The sequence below is a fragment of the Pseudomonas sp. 37 R 15 genome (genome assembly GCF_900004865.1).
Lineage (GTDB): Bacteria > Pseudomonadota > Gammaproteobacteria > Pseudomonadales > Pseudomonadaceae > Aquipseudomonas > Aquipseudomonas fluorescens_AM.
In genome coordinates, this window is record NZ_CVTV01000051.1 from 142,176 (window position 1) to 158,112 (window position 15,937).

A 15,937-nucleotide genomic window follows, 5' to 3' on the forward strand; every position below is an offset into this window, starting at 1 on the left:
CCTCCCACATTTAGATTTTCACCAGGCTTGAGTCAGTAGTGGTACCACTTCACTTCGAGCATCACTTCATTGACCGGCGTCGACAGGTGGCTGTACTCGCGCTGGGCGCTCAGGCGCAGGCCCAGGTTGCGTGACAGTTCCCATTGCTGGTTGAGGCTGATGCTGCGCCGAACTTCGCCATTGGTGAAGAAATCACCCTTGGCTTCCAGGCTCAGGTTGCCCAGTGGGTTCTTCCACAACACGCCGGTATTGAAGCCGGCAGCGGGGGAGATGGCTTCGCTGAAGTCATTGTTGTGTTCCACCCGCACGGTGCCGAGGGCGAAGCCGAGCATGTCGTCCGACAGCTGCCAGGTGCCACCGGCGCCGCCGTTGACGTGGGCCACCAGGGTTTCGTCGTCATGTTTGCCCGGCACCCGCTCCAGGCCGCCGGTGACTTGCCAGGACCACGGCTGCAACAGGGCGTTGCGCGGGGTCAGGGAGCGGATGGTGGCCAGGTCCAGTTGCTGCAGTTGCCAGTGGTTGCCTTCGTACTGGCGCAGTTTCATCTGCAGGATTTCGATTTGTGCGCCCAGGGGGAAGCCTTCGGCGTTGTCGTTGAGGTCGTGATAGGCCATGCGCAGGCCGTATTCGCCAAAGGCTTTGTCGCCACGGGTGCCGATGCCGGCCTGCCAGGTGCGTGACTCATGGCCGTTTTCCGGCAGGCCGGGCGGGGTGATCTTCAGGTCGGGCGCCGGGTTCTGATTGATCGCGCGCAGCAGTTCGAAGCTGCGCTGGGAGCGTGCGGTGTCGCGTTCCAGGCCGTTGGCACGGTAGCGGCCGAGGCGATAGGCGGCGTCCACCACCAGGGCCTGGCGCTCGCGAGGCAGCGCCTTGAAGGCAGGCTCCTGCAACTGTTTCTGGTCATCGCTGATCTTCAGTACCCATTGCTGCTCATCGCTGTCGAGCGGTTTGGCGCGCTCGAGCAGCTCGCGTTCGCGGGACGGACGATAGTCGATCTTTTCCACCAGACCCGCGTCCTTTACCGCTTTGACGGTATCGGTCGGGATCGCGGTGAGCGGGAATTGCTCTGTCAGGCGCAGGCCGGGGCGCGCCACTTGCAGCAGTTCCAGCAGGCGGTAGGAGCAGTTTTCATCGAAGAAGAAGTAGTCGAACTGGATCTGTTTGAGTTCCCACACGTGCTCGACCATGCGCTTGGTCTCGACTTCGGTGAGGTTCAGGCGGTATTCCCACAGGTCACGGTTTTCCAGGCTGCGGTATTCGGAGAGTTTCTCCTGGTAGGGCACCAGGGCGAACAGGCCGGGGTAGCCGCCCATCAGGCCCTTCCAGGCATACAGAATGCTGTTGTCCGAGCCTTCGATATAGGCGCCGAAGTTGATTGCGTAGCTGAGCAGGGCGGTGTTGTTGCTCTGCACGTCGGCCTGGTCGATGCGCAGCAGGGTGTGGCCGAACATCGACGAGGGGCTGTTGAGGTACGCCGCCGGGAAAATCATCACCGCGCTGTGGGGCGCGACGTCCGAGAACCATTGTTTGAACTCTTTGCAGTCCACGGCAGGCAGGTCGGTCAGTTGCAACTGATCCTTGAGCCAGCGGGTGCGGGCGGGGTAGACGCATTGGGCATGTTTTTCGCCCAGGCTGGCCGGTGCGTAGAGCGCATCCACAGTGGCCTTGAGTTCGGCGTCCGGATGATGCGCGCCGTCAGCGGCGAGAAAGAATTTCTTGTCGCTGACATAGCTGCGCCAGCCATTGATCTTGCCGGCCTCGTAGTGCCCCAGCGAAAGCCAGAACGGATCATTGGCCAGTTGCTGCAAACGTTGATCGTCGAGGTGCGGGGCCGCGTGCAGCGGGGCGCAGGCGAAGAGAGCCAGGCAAGCGAGGCGTTTGAGCATGGGGGCTACTTAAGTCGGACTGAAAAAAAGACCCAAGGGGGACAGGTCGAAAAAACAAAACCCGCGCCTCGAAAGACGCGGGTGGGTCGAGCTTAAGCCTGGGTAGCGTATTTCGCCAGACGGGCATCGCTTTTCAGTACGGCAATGGTGTTGTTGTGCACGTCATCAGCAGTCACGTCAGCCTTGCTGAAGATCTGCTGGAAGTGCTCGTGGGTCACGGCCGCGAAGTGATCGCGATCTTCCGGAGCTACACCCAGTACCACCGCGTAGGTGGTCAGCGCTTCGCCGTTGCCTTTGGCCATGTCTTCGGACAGCTCGTTCATCATGCCATTCATGGCAATCCAGGACTTGCCGCCGTAGGTCAGGGCGCTGTTGGTGCTGCAACCGTTGGTGCCCGAGGTCATGCCGAAGGTGGCGTTACCCGAGGTGCCGTTGGTGGTGGAAGCCAGGAAGTGAGCAGGAGTACCGCGCTGGCCTTCAAACAACATGTTGCCCCAACCGCAGTTCGGGCCACCTGGTGCTTCTGCCATTGCATTGAGGGAGACGACGGTGAAGAGAGTACCAAGAAGGATCCGTTTCATAGCTTTGTTCTCTTTGTGTGCAAACCAATGGACAAGGGTTCAGGCGCTTCGCAGCACCCTAGGGGCCAGTTATTAGTCCAACCCGCGCAGTTTGGAGTTTAGGCGCGTTCCCTGGGTTCCGTGAGTTTTTATAAAACATTCAGTCTTGAACGATTTTTTTGTGGGACGCGTACCGTGGCTATGCTTTCCCAACAGCGCGCCTTGCCAGAGCGCGCAACCGAGAGCCAGAATGCCCCCATCTGCCCCGCCTGATGTAAGGAAGCCCGATGCCTGATCCTGTTGCTGCCAGCTTGCGTCTAGCGCCCGAAGCGCTGACTCGCCCTTTCTCCGCTGAACAGTTCAGCTTCTCGACCACCAATGATTTGGAGCCCTTTCGCGGTGTGCTTGGCCAGGAACGTGCGGTTGAAGCCTTGCAGTTCGGTGTGGCCATGCCACGCCCCGGTTACAACGTGTTTGTCATGGGCGAGCCCGGCACCGGTCGCTTTTCATTCGTCAAACGTTACTTGAAGGCCGAAGGCAAACGCCTGCAAACCCCGTCGGACTGGGTTTATGTGAATAATTTCGACGAGCCGCGCGAACCGCGCGCGCTGGAATTGCCAGGCGGCGGCGCTGCAGCGTTTATCACCGATATCAACGCGCTGGTCGACAACCTGGTGGCGACCTTCCCGGCGGTGTTTGAACACCCGACGTATCAACAGCGCAAAAGCGCCATCGACCGGGCGTTCAACCAGCGTTATGACAAGGCCCTGGACGTGATCGAGCGCCTGGCCCTGGAAAAAGACGTGGCGCTGTACCGCGACAGCTCCAACATTGCCTTCACGCCGATGCTTGACGGCAAGGCGCTGGACGAAGCGGAGTTCTCGCAGCTGCCGGAAGCCGACCGCGAGCGCTTTCACACTGATATTTCCGAGCTGGAAGAGCGCCTCAACGAAGAGTTGGCGAGCCTGCCGCAGTGGAAGCGTGAGTCAAACAACCAACTGCGCCAGTTCAACGAAGAAACCATCACCCTGGCCCTACAGCCTTTGCTTGCGCCACTGTCGGAAAAGTACGCGGAAAACGCCGCCGTCTGCGGTTACCTGCAGGCCATGCAGGTGTATCTGCTCAAAACCGTGGTCGAGCAATTGGTCGACGACGCCAAGACCGATGCCCAGGCGCGCAAGTTGCTCGAAGAGCAATACTGCCCAAGCCTGGTGGTGGGGCATTCGCTCAACGGCGGCGCGCCGGTGGTGTTTGAACCGCACCCGACCTACGACAACCTGTTCGGCCGTATCGAATACAGCACCGACCAGGGCGCGCTTTACACCACTTATCGTCAACTGCGCCCGGGTGCGTTGCACCGCGCCAATGGCGGTTTCCTGATTCTTGAAGCCGAGAAGATGCTCAGCGAGCCGTTTGTGTGGGATGCGCTCAAGCGTTCCCTGCAATCACGCAAGCTGAAGATGGAGTCGCCGCTGGGCGAACTGGGACGCCTGGCCACCGTGACCCTCAACCCGCAGATGATTCCGTTGCAGGTCAAGGTGATCATCATCGGGTCGCGCCAGTTGTACTACGCGTTGCAGGACGCCGATCCGGACTTCCAGGAAATGTTCCGGGTGCTGGTGGACTTCGACGAAGACATCCCGATGGTCGACGAAAGCCTGGAGCAGTTCGCCCAGTTGCTCAAAACCCGCACCTCGGAAGAAGGCATGGCGCCGCTGACGTCGGATGCGGTGGCGCGGCTGGCGACGTACAGCGCACGCCTGGCCGAACATCAGGGCCGTTTGTCGGCGCGCATCGGTGATTTGTTCCAGTTGGTCAGCGAGGCGGACTTCATTCGTCACCTGGCGGGCGACGAAATGACCGATGCCGGGCATATCGAGCGCGCGCTCAAGGCCAAGGCCACGCGCACCGGCCGCGTGTCGGCGCGGATTCTCGATGACATGCTCGCCGGGGTAATCCTGATCGACACCGCCGGCGCCGCGGTCGGCAAGTGCAACGGGCTGACGGTGCTGGAGGTGGGAGATTCGGCATTTGGCGTACCGGCGCGGATTTCCGCCACGGTGTACCCGGGCGGCAGCGGCATTGTCGACATCGAACGTGAGGTCAACCTCGGTCAGCCGATTCACTCCAAGGGCGTGATGATCCTCACCGGTTACCTGGGCAGCCGTTACGCTCAGGAATTCCCGCTGGCGATCTCGGCCAGCATCGCGCTGGAGCAGTCCTACGGTTACGTGGATGGCGACAGTGCTTCCCTGGGCGAGGCCTGCACCTTGATCTCGGCGTTGTCGAAGACGCCGCTCAAGCAATGCTTTGCCATTACCGGCTCGATCAACCAGTTTGGCGAAGTGCAGGCGGTAGGCGGGGTCAACGAGAAGATCGAAGGCTTCTTCCGCCTGTGCGAAGCGCGCGGGTTGACCGGTGAACAGGGCGCGATCATTCCCAAGGCCAACGTGGCCACGCTGATGCTCGACGAAAAGGTATTGCAGGCGGTGCGCGCCGGGCAATTCCATATCTATGCGGTGCGCCAGGCGGATGAAGCGTTGAGCCTGCTGGTGGGCGAGGATGCCGGTGAGCCGGATGCGGAAGGGCAGTTCCCGGAAGGCACGGTCAATGCGCGCGTCGTGGAGCGCTTGCGCGCGATTGCGGAAATGATCAGCGAAGAAGACCTGAAAGAAGCGGAGAAGGAACTGGCGCAGCAGGCTTTAGCGGAGGCCAAACCCACCTGATCCCTGAAGCTTGATGAGATCAAAAATGTGGGAGGGGGCTTGCCCCCGATGGCAGTGTGTCAGTCTCAATATTTTTGACTGATGCACCGCCATCGGGGGCAAGCCCCCTCCCACAGTTTGATCTGTTTTTGTCATTAAATTGACAGGTGCCTGGAGAGAATGTCCGTTGGTCCCTACAACCCTGGTTTGTCGCGTTTTTCTTCTATTCTCAATATCAGGGATATCCACAGCAGTCGCAGGATAGAACCAGCCTCGCCTTTGCGCTGGGGCTGAACGCCGAACTACCGAGGGTCGCCGCCATGTCGCGCAACCTTTGCCTTATCCGCCAGTGCCTGGGTCTGGAAACCCGTATCGAATGCTCCATTCGCCCCCTTGCCGGGGAGAACGGGCTGTGGACGTTGTTATTTGCCGCAGGCATGTCGGGCGAGCAGCCCTCCACCGTAAAGTCTCAAGGCCCGTTTCACGGGCCGTTCGTGGCGCAAACCATGTTGGCTTCCATAGTCGACAGCCTGACCCTGCACGGTTACGAGCAATTGGACGAGCCGCAGATCTGGTGCCTGCACCTGCAAGCCCATCTGCGCCAACTCAACGGCGGCCAGGAGCGGTTGGCCCTATGATCGAGGGCTATTTGCCTTCCGGTTTGTCCAGCTTGACCTCAAAGCCATATTGCACGGTATTGAGGTCGGTGCGCTGGTAGCTTTCCAGCGTAGTCGGCTGGCCATAAAAATAATGCACATCAAACAACGCCGTACCGTATTCCTCGGCGCGGTGGCTCACGCCGAGAATTTCCTTGAGGTAGTTGCCGCTCGCATCCCTGGCGTAGAAGCGCCAGCTGTCGGCGGGGAACGCTTGCTGGTCGACGATCAGCGCGTTGTCCTTGAGCGAAAGGCCCTTGGGCAATTGGTTGACGTCAATCGCGGCCTTCTCGATGGTGGCGAGAAACAGCGGGACCGAGCCGACCACAAACGCCGGGGTTTCCGGGAACAGGTTGAGGTCATAGGTCAGCGTGCCGCTTGCCGCGTTCAGCTCGTAGGCCTCGGTCGGCAACTCGATGGGTTCGCCGCGCTCGCCCTTATCGTCTGCGGTGAAAAAGGTGATCGGCGCGGCGCTGTTGTTGCGCTCGGCGCCGACCAGATCGTCATTGAAGGTGAAAGGGTGGTCGAACACGATTTTCGCCGCACTGGCGTCTTCGGTCGATTGGCTGATGGTCACGCTGTTTTTCAGCTGATCTTCAGTCATCGACGCGTCTTTGAGCCAGCTGGCGGCAGCGTCGTCATACACCGTGACCGGCATCGGCAAGGGTTGCACGCTCTGTTGCAGGCTGTTTTTGTCGAAGCGCATTACCGGCAGGTCCAGCGCCTTGCGGGTTACGGTGGCCTTGGAAAAGTCCAGGACATTCACCTGCAGGGTATCGATCAACCCGTTGAAGTACACCTTGGCGTAATGGCTGTTCTGTGTGTGTTCGAAGGTTTTTTGCGCGTCGGTGAGCTGTTTATCCAACGCTTCGGACCAGGCCTTCTGCTGTTGCAGCTGCGCCAGCTGTTTCTCGTAGAACGCCACTTGCGCAGCGCTTTCGTTGATTGAGCCTGAGCGGGTGAGAAATTGCCCGATGCCGTCCCGGGCCTGTACCAGCAGCGGGTTGGGCGAGTCGTCGCCCAGCTCGGTGGCCAGCGGCTGGCTGTTGGTCAGTTCGATTTCGGCGTAATTCTTGTCCAGCGACAACAGCTTGAGGCTGATATTGCCCTCGGTGCGTGAATGACCGACGTCGTTTTTTGCCAGGTCAAAGGTCAGCACCCTGCCCGGCGCGGCGACTTCAATCGTGCCTTTAAGGCTGACAGGCTGCGGCTGGCTCTTGTTTTCCGTCTCGATGCCCTCGATGAACGGGTAGGTCACCGTCAGGTCGTCGGGGTTGGTCAGGTTGGAGCTGCTGGGGCTGAGCTGGATGCCGGGGTCGGTTTCCGACCACTCCGGCTGGAAGGGAATGACTTTGTTGTTGCTCAAGGTCACCGACTCCCACTCCAGGCCATGGGGGAAGGGGAATTGCTCGGGAGCGTTGAACGTGAACGGGAAGACAGGCTGCAAATCCGTCAGGTAGTCGGAATGAGAGGCCCTGCGCAGGACGAACAGGCCGTTGATATAGGTGTCCACCAAAGCCTGGGGACTCGGGTAATGCTTGAGCAGGGCCAGGCTGTCTTCCCCGTATTCGGCTTCGACGGGCTTGGTGTCGAGCTTGATGCGCGCACGTTCCAGCAACAGCAGCGAACCACCAAGGTCGGCGATGACGTCGCGCAGCTTGGGGTCCTGGATGCTGTCCAGGGACTGTTCGAACTGGGTGGTTTTCTCTTCGAGGGTGGCCTGCTTCTGCTCTTCTTTGGGGGAGCAGCCGCTGGCCATCAGCAACGCCGCGCACAGGCCTAGACTGGCCAAAGGGAATCGCACATCCATTATCTGAGTTTTCCTGTCCGACATCATCGAGCCGAGTGAATGGTCTCGACACTAGCAGAAAAATCCTCTTACAGATGCCACTTGGCTCAGTTTTCTCGCGGTGACAGGCGCCGGGTAGCCACTGGTATACTCGGCACCATTTTTAGCCAAGCTGTGTGAGATTCAATGGAACGCTTTATCGAAAACACGATGTATGCCGCGCGCTGGCTGCTGGCGCCGATCTATCTGGGTTTATCCCTGGGGTTGCTGATCCTGGCGATCAAGTTTTTCCAGGAAATCATTCATGTGATTCCCAATATTTTCAGCTTGCTGGAGTCGGAGGTGATCCTGCTGCTGCTGTCGCTGATCGACATGGCCCTGGTCGGTGGCCTGCTGGTGATGGTGATGATTTCCGGCTACGAGAACTTCGTCTCGCAGCTGGATATCGATGAGAACAAGGAAAAGCTCAACTGGCTGGGCACCATGGACTCTTCGTCACTGAAGATGAAAGTGGCGGCCTCCATCGTGGCGATTTCCTCCATCCACCTGCTGCGCATCTTCATGGACGCCAAGAACGTCGATCCGCAACACCTGATGTGGTACGTGATCATCCATATGACCTTCGTGGTCTCGGCGTTTGCCATGGGTTACCTGGACAAGCTGACCAAACACTGATGACGCGCGCCGGCCTTACTGCTCGACGAAATAGTAGGGCTGGCGGTTGATCGTCATTTGCTTGACCACGGTGACTGTCTGATTGAGCCGATCGGTATGATCCAGCAGCGCAACGTTGCCGGGTTTGGCGCTGAGAAAGGCGTGCAATTGGGGCTCTGTCTGCAGAATCGGCAGATACGCACGCAGATAGAACACACTGGCGCCGGCGATCCGTTCATTGGGTTGGAACAGCGCCACCTCTTTACCTTCGTCCTGCAGTGTCTGGACCTGACTGATCACGGGCACGAATGACTGGCGCACATCGGCTTTGGGTGCGAACCAGAAGGCGGCGCTGAGGTAGCAGGCGATAGCCAGGGTGAATACACCGCCAATGATCTGTCGGTGGTAGCGGTAGAGTGCCGGTTTGCGTGCTTCGGCCCATTCCAGCAGGACCCGCGCATATTCCGCAGCCAGAACGGCGGCGGCCGGGGTCAGTGCCATCAAATAGACGGTGCGTTTGCTCGAGGCCAGGGTCAGCAGGGTAAATTGCGCCACCAGCCACACGCTGAAAAACAGACGGTAGCGGTTGCGCACCAGGCTCTTGCGAAAGTGCCACAGGCCCAGGTACACCAGGATGTTCCATGGCAGGAAGGCCTCAGGCAGCTTGACCAGGTAGTAATAGAACGGCTCGTAATGCCCGGCTTCCACAAACGAGCCGCTGAAGCGCCCGACACTGTTGGTCCACAGCACTTCGCCGACCGCCTGCAGGCCGCCGCGCTGAAACAGAAACCCCAGCCAGATCAGCAGCGGTATCAGCGCCAGCAGCGTGAACAGCGCCGGCTTGAGCCAGTCGCCGATACGCAGGCGCTTATCCATCAGGCTGATGCAGGCCAGGTAGACAAACATCACAATCCCCGGCATCGCCAGGCCCAGCACACCTTTGCTCAACGTGGCGATGACCATCCCCGCCGTAAACAATGCCCACGCCCACGCGGTGGAACCCTGGCGCTCGGCCTCGGGGCGCACTGCCTGATAGAACCCCAGCAACGCTGCGGTCACGCCCAGGCTGAGCAGTGAATCCTCACCCACTCCTCGCACATTGCCCCAATAGCTGGCCATGGTCGCCAGGATCAGCGCAGCGCTGAACGCCAGCGTTGTAGGCCGTCCGAACCGGCGCAACATCCCGAAGAGCAACATCACGCTGAACAACCCGGCAAAGGCCGACGCCAAGCGCACGGCCCCGGTGCTCGCGCCAAACAGGCGAATCGCCCCGGCGTCCAGCCAAAGGCTCAATGGCGGTTTCTCCAGAAAAGGCTCACGAAACAGACGCGGCACCACCCAGTCATTGTCCAGGTGCATGGCCATGGCAATCCCGGAAACGCGGGCCTCGGTGGAACCTTGCAGTTCATGGTTGCCAAGGGCGAAGAAAAACAGCAGACCAACGAGCAGGAGCAGCAGGGGAACGGGACGCGTCATCGAGTGGCTACCGGGCAGGGGACCGCTCGGGGGAGCGGGCATGGCTGCCGGCTAGTATAGGGAGGGGTTTCTTAACGGTTCGTGAACGAGTGTGGGGTTTTTCTGCTCGCAGCGAGGCTTAATTTACCTGACACGCTGGTCCGCGTCCTTGGCAGCAAATAATCTCTTGGCCTGCGCAAAACACTTCTCCGCAATGGCCGAGCGCGGTTCGGTCTTGCGCATCACCATGCCCAGTGGCGCGAGCACGCTGGCGTCCGGCAGGTTGATGAACGCGAGGTTTTCGATCGGGCTTTCCAGGCCGCTGTCCAGGGGCATGATTGCGCAGCAAAAGCCTTCGTGAATCGCCTGGAACAGTTGATAGGTTGAGTCGCTTTCAAGCATGGGCTGGGGGGCGAGGCCGCGACTGCGGAAGCTCAGGTCAATGGACTTTCGATAGTGCATGCCCGTGCTGATCATCCCCAGGGGCAATTGCGCGGCGTCTTCCCAGCTCATTTCGCTGCCCTCGAAATGGAAGTGACGGGTGTCGTACAGCAAGCCGACGCGGGTCTCGCCCAGTTCGAAAAAATCCAGGTAGTTGGCGTTAACGTGGTCCAGGTAACACACCCCCAGATCCAGTTGATTGGTGCCCAGTGCTTCGATGATGTTGTCCGAGCTCATCGACGTCAGGCTGAACTTGAGCTCGGGAAAGGTGTGGGACAGGCTCTGGATGAAGCTGATCGGGTTGAAACCGCTGAGCGGCACCAGGCCCAGGCGCAAGTTACCCACCAACTGGCCGCGACACGCGGCCGCTTCGGCGAACAACCCGTCATGGGCGGCGAGCAAGGTCCTGGCCCACGCCAGCACACGCTCACCGGCCTCGGTAAAGCCTTCGAAACGCTGGCCACGGGTGACCAGCTCCAGGCCCAGCTCCTCCTCCAGATTGCGCAGGCGCATCGACAACGTCGGCTGGGTGATATGGCAGCGCGCAGCCGCCTGGCCGAAGTGACGGGTCTGCTCCAGCGCAATCAGGAATTTGAGTTGCTTTATGTCCATCAGGTGCCTGCCAGGGAAGAAGTGAAAGGTCTGTCAGAGTGGAATCACCTGTTCCGAAGAACTGGACAACGCACTCGATAACCGGCCGCCAGACAATGCTGGATAGCCCGATCAGCCTTGACGATTAGACAGGCATTTTTCAGTTCAGTACACAGCGATGGCTTGAAGGACGGGCAGCAGCTCTGCCGTGCGCAGGATGGCATGGGGTTGAAACCGGGTCGATCAGCCGCCCGTCATGTTCATGAAGCGCACCACCTGCACCTCATCGTCGAGGGTGAAGTTGTGCCGATACGGCTTGAGTTTCATCGACTCGACAATCGCACGCTCCAGGCGTTTCGGTTCGCCCGGATAGCGCCGCAGCACCGCCTTGAGGTCGACCGAATGCTCATTGCCCAGGCACAGCAGCAACCGACCTTCAACGGTCAGGCGCACACGGTTGCAGGTGCCGCAGAAGTTGTGACTGTGGGGCGAAATAAAGCCCAGGCGAATATGCGGCGCCTCAGCCACACGCCAGTAGCGCGAAGGCCCCTGGGTCGACTCCGCAGAGTCGATCAGCGTGTAACGTTCGGCGATACGCTCGCGCACCTGCGCACTGGAATAAAACGCCTCGGCACGGCTGTGTTCGCTGATCACCCCCAGTGGCATTTCTTCGATAAAGGATATATCCAGACCACGGTCGATGGCGAAGGCCACCAGGTCGTTGACCTCATGGTCATTGCGACCCTTCATCACCACGCAATTGAGCTTGGTGTGCTCAAAGCCTGCGGCATTCGCGGCATCGATACCGGCGATCACCTTCGCCAGGTCACCCGTGCGCGTCAGCTCACGAAAGCGCGTGGGGTCCAGGCTGTCGAGGCTGATATTCAAGCGCTTGAGCCCCGCATCGAACAACGGCGCGGCGAGCTTGCCCAGTTGCGAGCCATTGGTGGTCATGCACAACTCGCGCAGACCGGGGAGCGCGGCGATGCGTTGACACAGCTCCACCACGCCCTGACGAACCAAGGGCTCGCCACCGGTCAGCCGGATCTTGCGCGTGCCCAACGCGACGAAACTGTGCGCCAGTTGATACAGCTCTTCCAGCGACAGAATCTGCTGGCGCGGCAAGAACTCCATGTCCTCGGCCATGCAATACACACAACGGAAATCGCAACGGTCGGTGACGGACATCCTGAGGTAGTCGACCCGGCGCGAAAAGCTATCCATCAGGATTTGATCGGTCATGAGAAACCTCGGCGGCGGCGTCGGGCGCATAACCCTGGCGCTTTAATGGGCGCGATATCTACGCGAGGCTAGAGTTGTTTTGAGCGTACGTCTAATCAGTATTAGCAACTGGGTGATCGACGGGGTCTATGGGTTGTGGCTGATAGTTTTTAGGGGGGGGCGCGGTATTGGGTGATGAAGGGCTTGGTCAGTTAAGGTTCGATTCCGTCCTGCGACGAGGGCGCCTAGCTCGCCGCAGGTACGGAGTGATCGTACTGTCGGTTTCTATGGGTTCTCGCCAGTTGTCTGCTTAGTGAATACCTGAGTTTCCAGCATCCGCTCCAGCAACAACTCCCCCAGCACGACCAGTTGCTGAGCCGCCAGCAGCTTGTGGCGGTGTGAGCCCTCCAGTTCAAAGGCCAGATCGGTGGTCATGACATTCAGCGAGGCGAGGGTTTCACTGGCTTGGACCAGCAGGGTTTCGGCGGGGATGCCGGGGGCGAGGGTGAACAGGGTTGTTGGGGGATTGGGGGTGATCTTTTTCATGACTGAAACTCCTTGATTAGTGGAGTCGCCAGACATCGCTGCTAAACGAAAAGGGTGGCGACTGTACGCGGGTTAGCAGACCAGGAATCAAGGAACCCAGCGCACCCGAAGGTGCCCCACGCACAGCCGCCATAACGCAATCCAGCGGATGCTGACAGCATTGCTTGAATGGAGGGTGGCGTTGCAGGCCTTGATATTAACCGAGCTGCTAAACCCGGTCGCTGATTTTGCAGCGACTGGGGGAGGTTAGCGAGGTGGGGGATGAAGGGGGAGTTCATCGGTAGCGCTACTTCTTATGCGAAAATTCTGAAGGTGTGCCAGTTGGGCTTTTTAAACCCCAAAAACGACAAAGCCCGCACTGGGCGGGTTTTGTCGATGCTTCGAAGTGGTGGGCCGGGGTAATCTGAACAGATATTTCAAATTATTGATTTAAAACAAAAATTTATGTTTGTATTTTTGTCTGGAATACCGTTTGGAATACCAATGTGTGGCGCGCTCTACGACGTTGGGCTCTGGTAGTAGGTATTCGGTCTACCAGTCGCGCTCAGATTTCGCGGGCCCTTTCTTTAACTCAGCTTTCCTGGCTTTGAGATCTGCTTGCTTAATTAAATCTTCCAGGGTCTCAGAAATTGTTTTCTTGTGTCTCCGGGCTAGGCCGTCAAGCTGATCCTTTATTTTCATGTCAAGGATGAAGCTGTATGACTTTTTTTTGACTAGTCCGTCTCGGTACCGCTTCTGTCGCCATGCTGCTTTCATTTTTTTAATCAACAGCTCATTGAACGGCGTGTTTCTTATGCTTTCGCTCCATTCGATGAGGGTGTCGCGGGGGGAGGACAGTCGGACTTTTGAGGCAATCACCCCCTTTGCGATCAGGTAGTCAATCGCCCACCTGGGCTGTTCTTGATCTAGCAGGTTGAGCCAGGCAATTATTATATCTTTTGGTTCTATAGCCTCGCGCCTGTCAATCCATAGATCACGCATGAATTCGCCCTCAGATGAGTAAAATGTAACGATATTTCATTGCGAAACATGTCGCGTCACGAAGTGATACTACTACGTGGTACTACGCCGTATCAATACATGTGACATTACGTAGTAAGCGTACGGTGTAGTGTGACGTCGTATTAATAGTCTCCTAACCCCAATATAGGCGGTGTAAAGCACTCTGAGTTCTCAGGATTTGAGTGATATCAACTAATCATAGTTTCGATTTTTTACGATGATGTGTATGAATTTGATGGATGTTTATCACGCTGAAAATCCATGAACACATGCTAGAAGCGGCTTCTGATTAGAGAGGAGGCAGGCGCTACCTTGAAGGGCTTAATCGTCCTGTGCGGGCCGAATTAGCCAAGGGCGAATGAGCCTGTTGGCTCCGCCTATCGATGGGTAAAGCCAGGGGCGGGCTCCCAAGGTGAGCTTTCTGCGGGCAGCTCGGTGATGAGAGCGGCTCTTATCGCACCGACCATGCTGTTCCAGTTTGTCGGGCTGAGCTTCAGAGAATCCTTCCAACGATTCTCTGTTTCCCGCATTTGCTGGAAAGGTTGACTGACTCAAATGAATTCTTCAGCTGGTGCTCATGGGTATTTTTTTACAAGCTCCGCCAATCCTCTGAACAAACATGAGGAGCCTGTTCATGAGAATTATCCGTCTAAAAGACGTCATCGATTTCACCGGTCTGGGCAGGTCCACTGTCTACAAGTACATCTCGGAAGGAACCTTCCCCAAGCCGGTCTCGCTGGGTGACCGTTGCGTCGGCTGGGTTGAAGGCGAGGTGCATGATTGGATTTTGGCAAGGATAGAGGAGCGTGATCTGGCCGAGGTCACTGCAGCCTAATTGAAAAGAGAGTAAGCAAGCACCATGACCAGGGAAGCTCCGGTCATGGTGCTTTATGCCCCATTAGCCGGCTGGGGTGGTTCCAATCTCAGACAACTCCCTCAACGGATTCATTGCAAAAAGCTCCGATAGGCTGGGCAATCTTGCTTGTCATTGTGCCGCTACCCAGGCCAGGGTCTTACTTGGCAAAGCTGGTTTTATTGATATAGCCATATCTAATCAGTTACCACCTTTCAATAGTATCGAACTTAGAACCTCTCAGCCGTTAAAACATACTCACAGAGTACCTGGTGTGCATCCACTCAATCAGGTATTCACCATGTACTCATTTAGCAATACCGCCTTCACCACTTTCTCCCAAGCTCAAGCCGCGATCAGGGTCGAACGACTCGTTCAGTCCATTGAGCGTATTGACAAGCCGGCTTTCGAAATCATCCCAGCTCAATCGGGATACGACCGTGCTCAACGGACCGGGATCTCCAAATACGTCGACGCCATACAGCAAATGGTTGACGTCTTTGATGATCGTCATCCCTACGTCTACAGCGAGCACCTGCAAGCCTTTTGGGAAGCCTGTCAGGACATTGGCCTGGAGCGTAGCCCGGCAGGCGTTACCTGCCTGAATGAGCATAAGACGGCGTATCTGGATTTCCATCATTCAATGAACGTACTGGTCGCTCGGATTCGTCAGCTGATCAGCAGCAAGAGGTACAAGCGCAAGGTGGACGACCGCCGCTACCAAACCAGTCGCAAGCAAGCCACGCTTAGCGAGTACGTCAGCCAGGTGCTTGATCGTTACTCCCGCACGGTGGTCGTTCGTGTGGATCTGCATTATCGAGCGATAGCCCGCCCACGCTTGCGCATTGAGCATGTGTTCAATGACCTGGACAAGCTGATTCGTGCGCGGGAGCGTAATCCCATCTTCGAGCATGAGACAGGCTATATCTGTTCAGTCGAGCACGGAGAGGATAAAGGCTTTCATATCCATGCAGCCTTCTTCTTTAACGGTGCTGAGGTACGCAGCGATTTCGCTAAGGCGAGAAAGGTCGGTGAGTTGTGGGAACAGATCACTCGTGACCAGGGTTACTTTTTCAGCTGCAACGATGACAAGGACCGCTATGGTGACGAGCTCGGAATCGGGGTGATCAGGCGAGCTGACAGCGAGGCATGTCGAAAGTCCATCAAGGCCGTGAGTTATCTGACCAAGGACAACCAATATCTGCGCATGAAACCGGCTGGGGCGAGAACCTACCGCACTGGTCGTATTCGCTGAGCAACTGCTTGAAAAAGCTACAGGTCAGAATCTCAGCACCATCGTGCTGGCTCTGACTTGTCCAGGCCGCTATGAACAGTTGATGCGCCATAACTGGTCGAGTTTAGTCGTGTAACTCTGGCTCATGAGGCTGTGCCGCATGGCCCATTCTGGACTCGATGGGACACTTGCCACCCGTAGAGTGCCGCGCCCCCATCGACTGTTGATTTCATCCAGTACCGACATAACCTTTGTGGGGCGAAAAGAGGAAACGGAAATTTTCGTACGCTTAGCGCTCTGTCTGTCAGGTTGAGGTCGTAGTGGTGGACGCCGTAGCGTCAGAA

The 15,937-nt window shown here is 57.9% G+C and carries 13 protein-coding genes and 1 pseudogene; 5 read left to right on the forward strand and 9 right to left on the reverse strand.

All coding sequences use genetic code 11. The features are described from left to right. Positions 1-32 precede the first annotated feature (32 nt). Entirely contained in the window at positions 33-1,886 is a 1,854-nt protein-coding gene (locus BFQ04_RS19055) for an Lnb N-terminal periplasmic domain-containing protein (RefSeq protein ID WP_065952136.1), read from the reverse strand. A 92-nt stretch (positions 1,887-1,978) separates the two neighbouring features. After that, entirely contained in the window at positions 1,979-2,467 is a 489-nt protein-coding gene (locus tag BFQ04_RS19060) for a DUF3015 domain-containing protein (RefSeq protein ID WP_003194274.1), read from the reverse strand. Between the two features lie 266 nt (positions 2,468-2,733). On the opposite strand from BFQ04_RS19060, the gene BFQ04_RS19065 reads away from it, so the two are divergent. Further along, positions 2,734-5,172 (forward strand): Lon protease family protein, encoded by a 2,439-nt coding sequence (locus BFQ04_RS19065; protein WP_065952137.1) that lies wholly within the window; start codon positions 2,734-2,736, stop codon positions 5,170-5,172. Positions 5,173-5,471: 299 nt separating this feature from the next. Next, positions 5,472-5,789 (forward strand): PA4575 family protein, encoded by a 318-nt coding sequence (locus BFQ04_RS19070; protein ID WP_065952138.1) that lies wholly within the window; start codon positions 5,472-5,474, stop codon positions 5,787-5,789. Between the two features lie 7 nt (positions 5,790-5,796). Here BFQ04_RS19070 and BFQ04_RS19075 read toward each other — a convergent pair whose 3' ends face one another. Further along, positions 5,797-7,617: a hypothetical protein gene (locus BFQ04_RS19075; RefSeq protein ID WP_065952139.1), complete on the reverse strand. Its 1,821-nt coding sequence runs from the start codon at positions 7,615-7,617 to the stop codon at positions 5,797-5,799. Between the two features lie 165 nt (positions 7,618-7,782). Between BFQ04_RS19075 and BFQ04_RS19080 the strand changes: the two genes are divergently transcribed. Then, positions 7,783-8,271, forward strand: coding sequence for a TIGR00645 family protein (locus BFQ04_RS19080; RefSeq protein ID WP_057724985.1), 489 nt, complete (start codon positions 7,783-7,785; stop codon positions 8,269-8,271). 15 nt (positions 8,272-8,286) lie between these two features. On the opposite strand, the gene BFQ04_RS19085 is transcribed toward BFQ04_RS19080, so the two are convergent. The 5 genes from BFQ04_RS19085 to BFQ04_RS19105 form a co-directional block, all read right to left on the reverse strand. Continuing rightward, the gene (locus BFQ04_RS19085) at positions 8,287-9,726 is read right to left on the reverse strand and encodes an ArnT family glycosyltransferase (protein WP_065952140.1); all 1,440 of its coding nucleotides are present in this window, start codon (positions 9,724-9,726) and stop codon (positions 8,287-8,289) included. A gap of 123 nt (positions 9,727-9,849) precedes the next feature. Next, positions 9,850-10,758, reverse strand: coding sequence for a LysR family transcriptional regulator (locus tag BFQ04_RS19090; protein WP_065952141.1), 909 nt, complete (start codon positions 10,756-10,758; stop codon positions 9,850-9,852). Positions 10,759-10,980: 222 nt separating this feature from the next. Then, positions 10,981-11,979 (reverse strand): GTP 3',8-cyclase MoaA, encoded by a 999-nt coding sequence (moaA, locus tag BFQ04_RS19095; RefSeq protein ID WP_065952142.1) that lies wholly within the window; start codon positions 11,977-11,979, stop codon positions 10,981-10,983. A gap of 264 nt (positions 11,980-12,243) precedes the next feature. Continuing rightward, entirely contained in the window at positions 12,244-12,504 is a 261-nt protein-coding gene (locus BFQ04_RS19100) for a DUF6124 family protein (protein WP_065952143.1), read from the reverse strand. Between the two features lie 531 nt (positions 12,505-13,035). Next, complete coding sequence (locus BFQ04_RS19105) at positions 13,036-13,485, reverse strand: hypothetical protein (RefSeq protein WP_065952144.1); 450 nt, start codon at positions 13,483-13,485, stop codon at positions 13,036-13,038. Between the two features lie 655 nt (positions 13,486-14,140). Between BFQ04_RS19105 and BFQ04_RS19110 the strand changes: the two genes are divergently transcribed. Both BFQ04_RS19110 and BFQ04_RS19115 read left to right on the forward strand, forming a co-directional pair. Continuing rightward, positions 14,141-14,341, forward strand: coding sequence for a helix-turn-helix transcriptional regulator (locus BFQ04_RS19110; protein WP_065952145.1), 201 nt, complete (start codon positions 14,141-14,143; stop codon positions 14,339-14,341). A 292-nt stretch (positions 14,342-14,633) separates the two neighbouring features. Continuing rightward, positions 14,634-15,614: a YagK/YfjJ domain-containing protein gene (locus BFQ04_RS19115; protein ID WP_371914520.1), complete on the forward strand. Its 981-nt coding sequence runs from the start codon at positions 14,634-14,636 to the stop codon at positions 15,612-15,614. A 69-nt stretch (positions 15,615-15,683) separates the two neighbouring features. On the opposite strand, the pseudogene BFQ04_RS29375 reads toward BFQ04_RS19115, so the two are convergent. Continuing rightward, positions 15,684-15,845, reverse strand: a pseudogene (locus BFQ04_RS29375) (DUF4113 domain-containing protein); the annotation flags it as partial. Positions 15,846-15,937 lie beyond the last annotated feature (92 nt).

Excerpts from the sequence above, each read along its gene's own strand:
- BFQ04_RS19055 (WP_065952136.1), bottom strand. The coding sequence starts at position 1,886 with ATGCTCAAACGCCTCGCTTGCCTGGCTCTCTTCGCCTGCGCCCCGCTG.
- BFQ04_RS19060 (WP_003194274.1), bottom strand. The coding sequence starts at position 2,467 with ATGAAACGGATCCTTCTTGGTACTCTCTTCACCGTCGTCTCCCTCAAT.
- BFQ04_RS19065 (WP_065952137.1), top strand. The coding sequence starts at position 2,734 with ATGCCTGATCCTGTTGCTGCCAGCTTGCGTCTAGCGCCCGAAGCGCTG.
- BFQ04_RS19070 (WP_065952138.1), top strand. The coding sequence starts at position 5,472 with ATGTCGCGCAACCTTTGCCTTATCCGCCAGTGCCTGGGTCTGGAAACC.
- BFQ04_RS19075 (WP_065952139.1), bottom strand. The coding sequence starts at position 7,617 with ATGGATGTGCGATTCCCTTTGGCCAGTCTAGGCCTGTGCGCGGCGTTG.
- BFQ04_RS19080 (WP_057724985.1), top strand. The coding sequence starts at position 7,783 with ATGGAACGCTTTATCGAAAACACGATGTATGCCGCGCGCTGGCTGCTG.
- BFQ04_RS19085 (WP_065952140.1), bottom strand. The coding sequence starts at position 9,726 with ATGACGCGTCCCGTTCCCCTGCTGCTCCTGCTCGTTGGTCTGCTGTTT.
- BFQ04_RS19090 (WP_065952141.1), bottom strand. The coding sequence starts at position 10,758 with ATGGACATAAAGCAACTCAAATTCCTGATTGCGCTGGAGCAGACCCGT.
- moaA (WP_065952142.1), bottom strand. The coding sequence starts at position 11,979 with ATGACCGATCAAATCCTGATGGATAGCTTTTCGCGCCGGGTCGACTAC.
- BFQ04_RS19100 (WP_065952143.1), bottom strand. The coding sequence starts at position 12,504 with ATGAAAAAGATCACCCCCAATCCCCCAACAACCCTGTTCACCCTCGCC.
- BFQ04_RS19105 (WP_065952144.1), bottom strand. The coding sequence starts at position 13,485 with ATGCGTGATCTATGGATTGACAGGCGCGAGGCTATAGAACCAAAAGAT.
- BFQ04_RS19110 (WP_065952145.1), top strand. The coding sequence starts at position 14,141 with ATGAGAATTATCCGTCTAAAAGACGTCATCGATTTCACCGGTCTGGGC.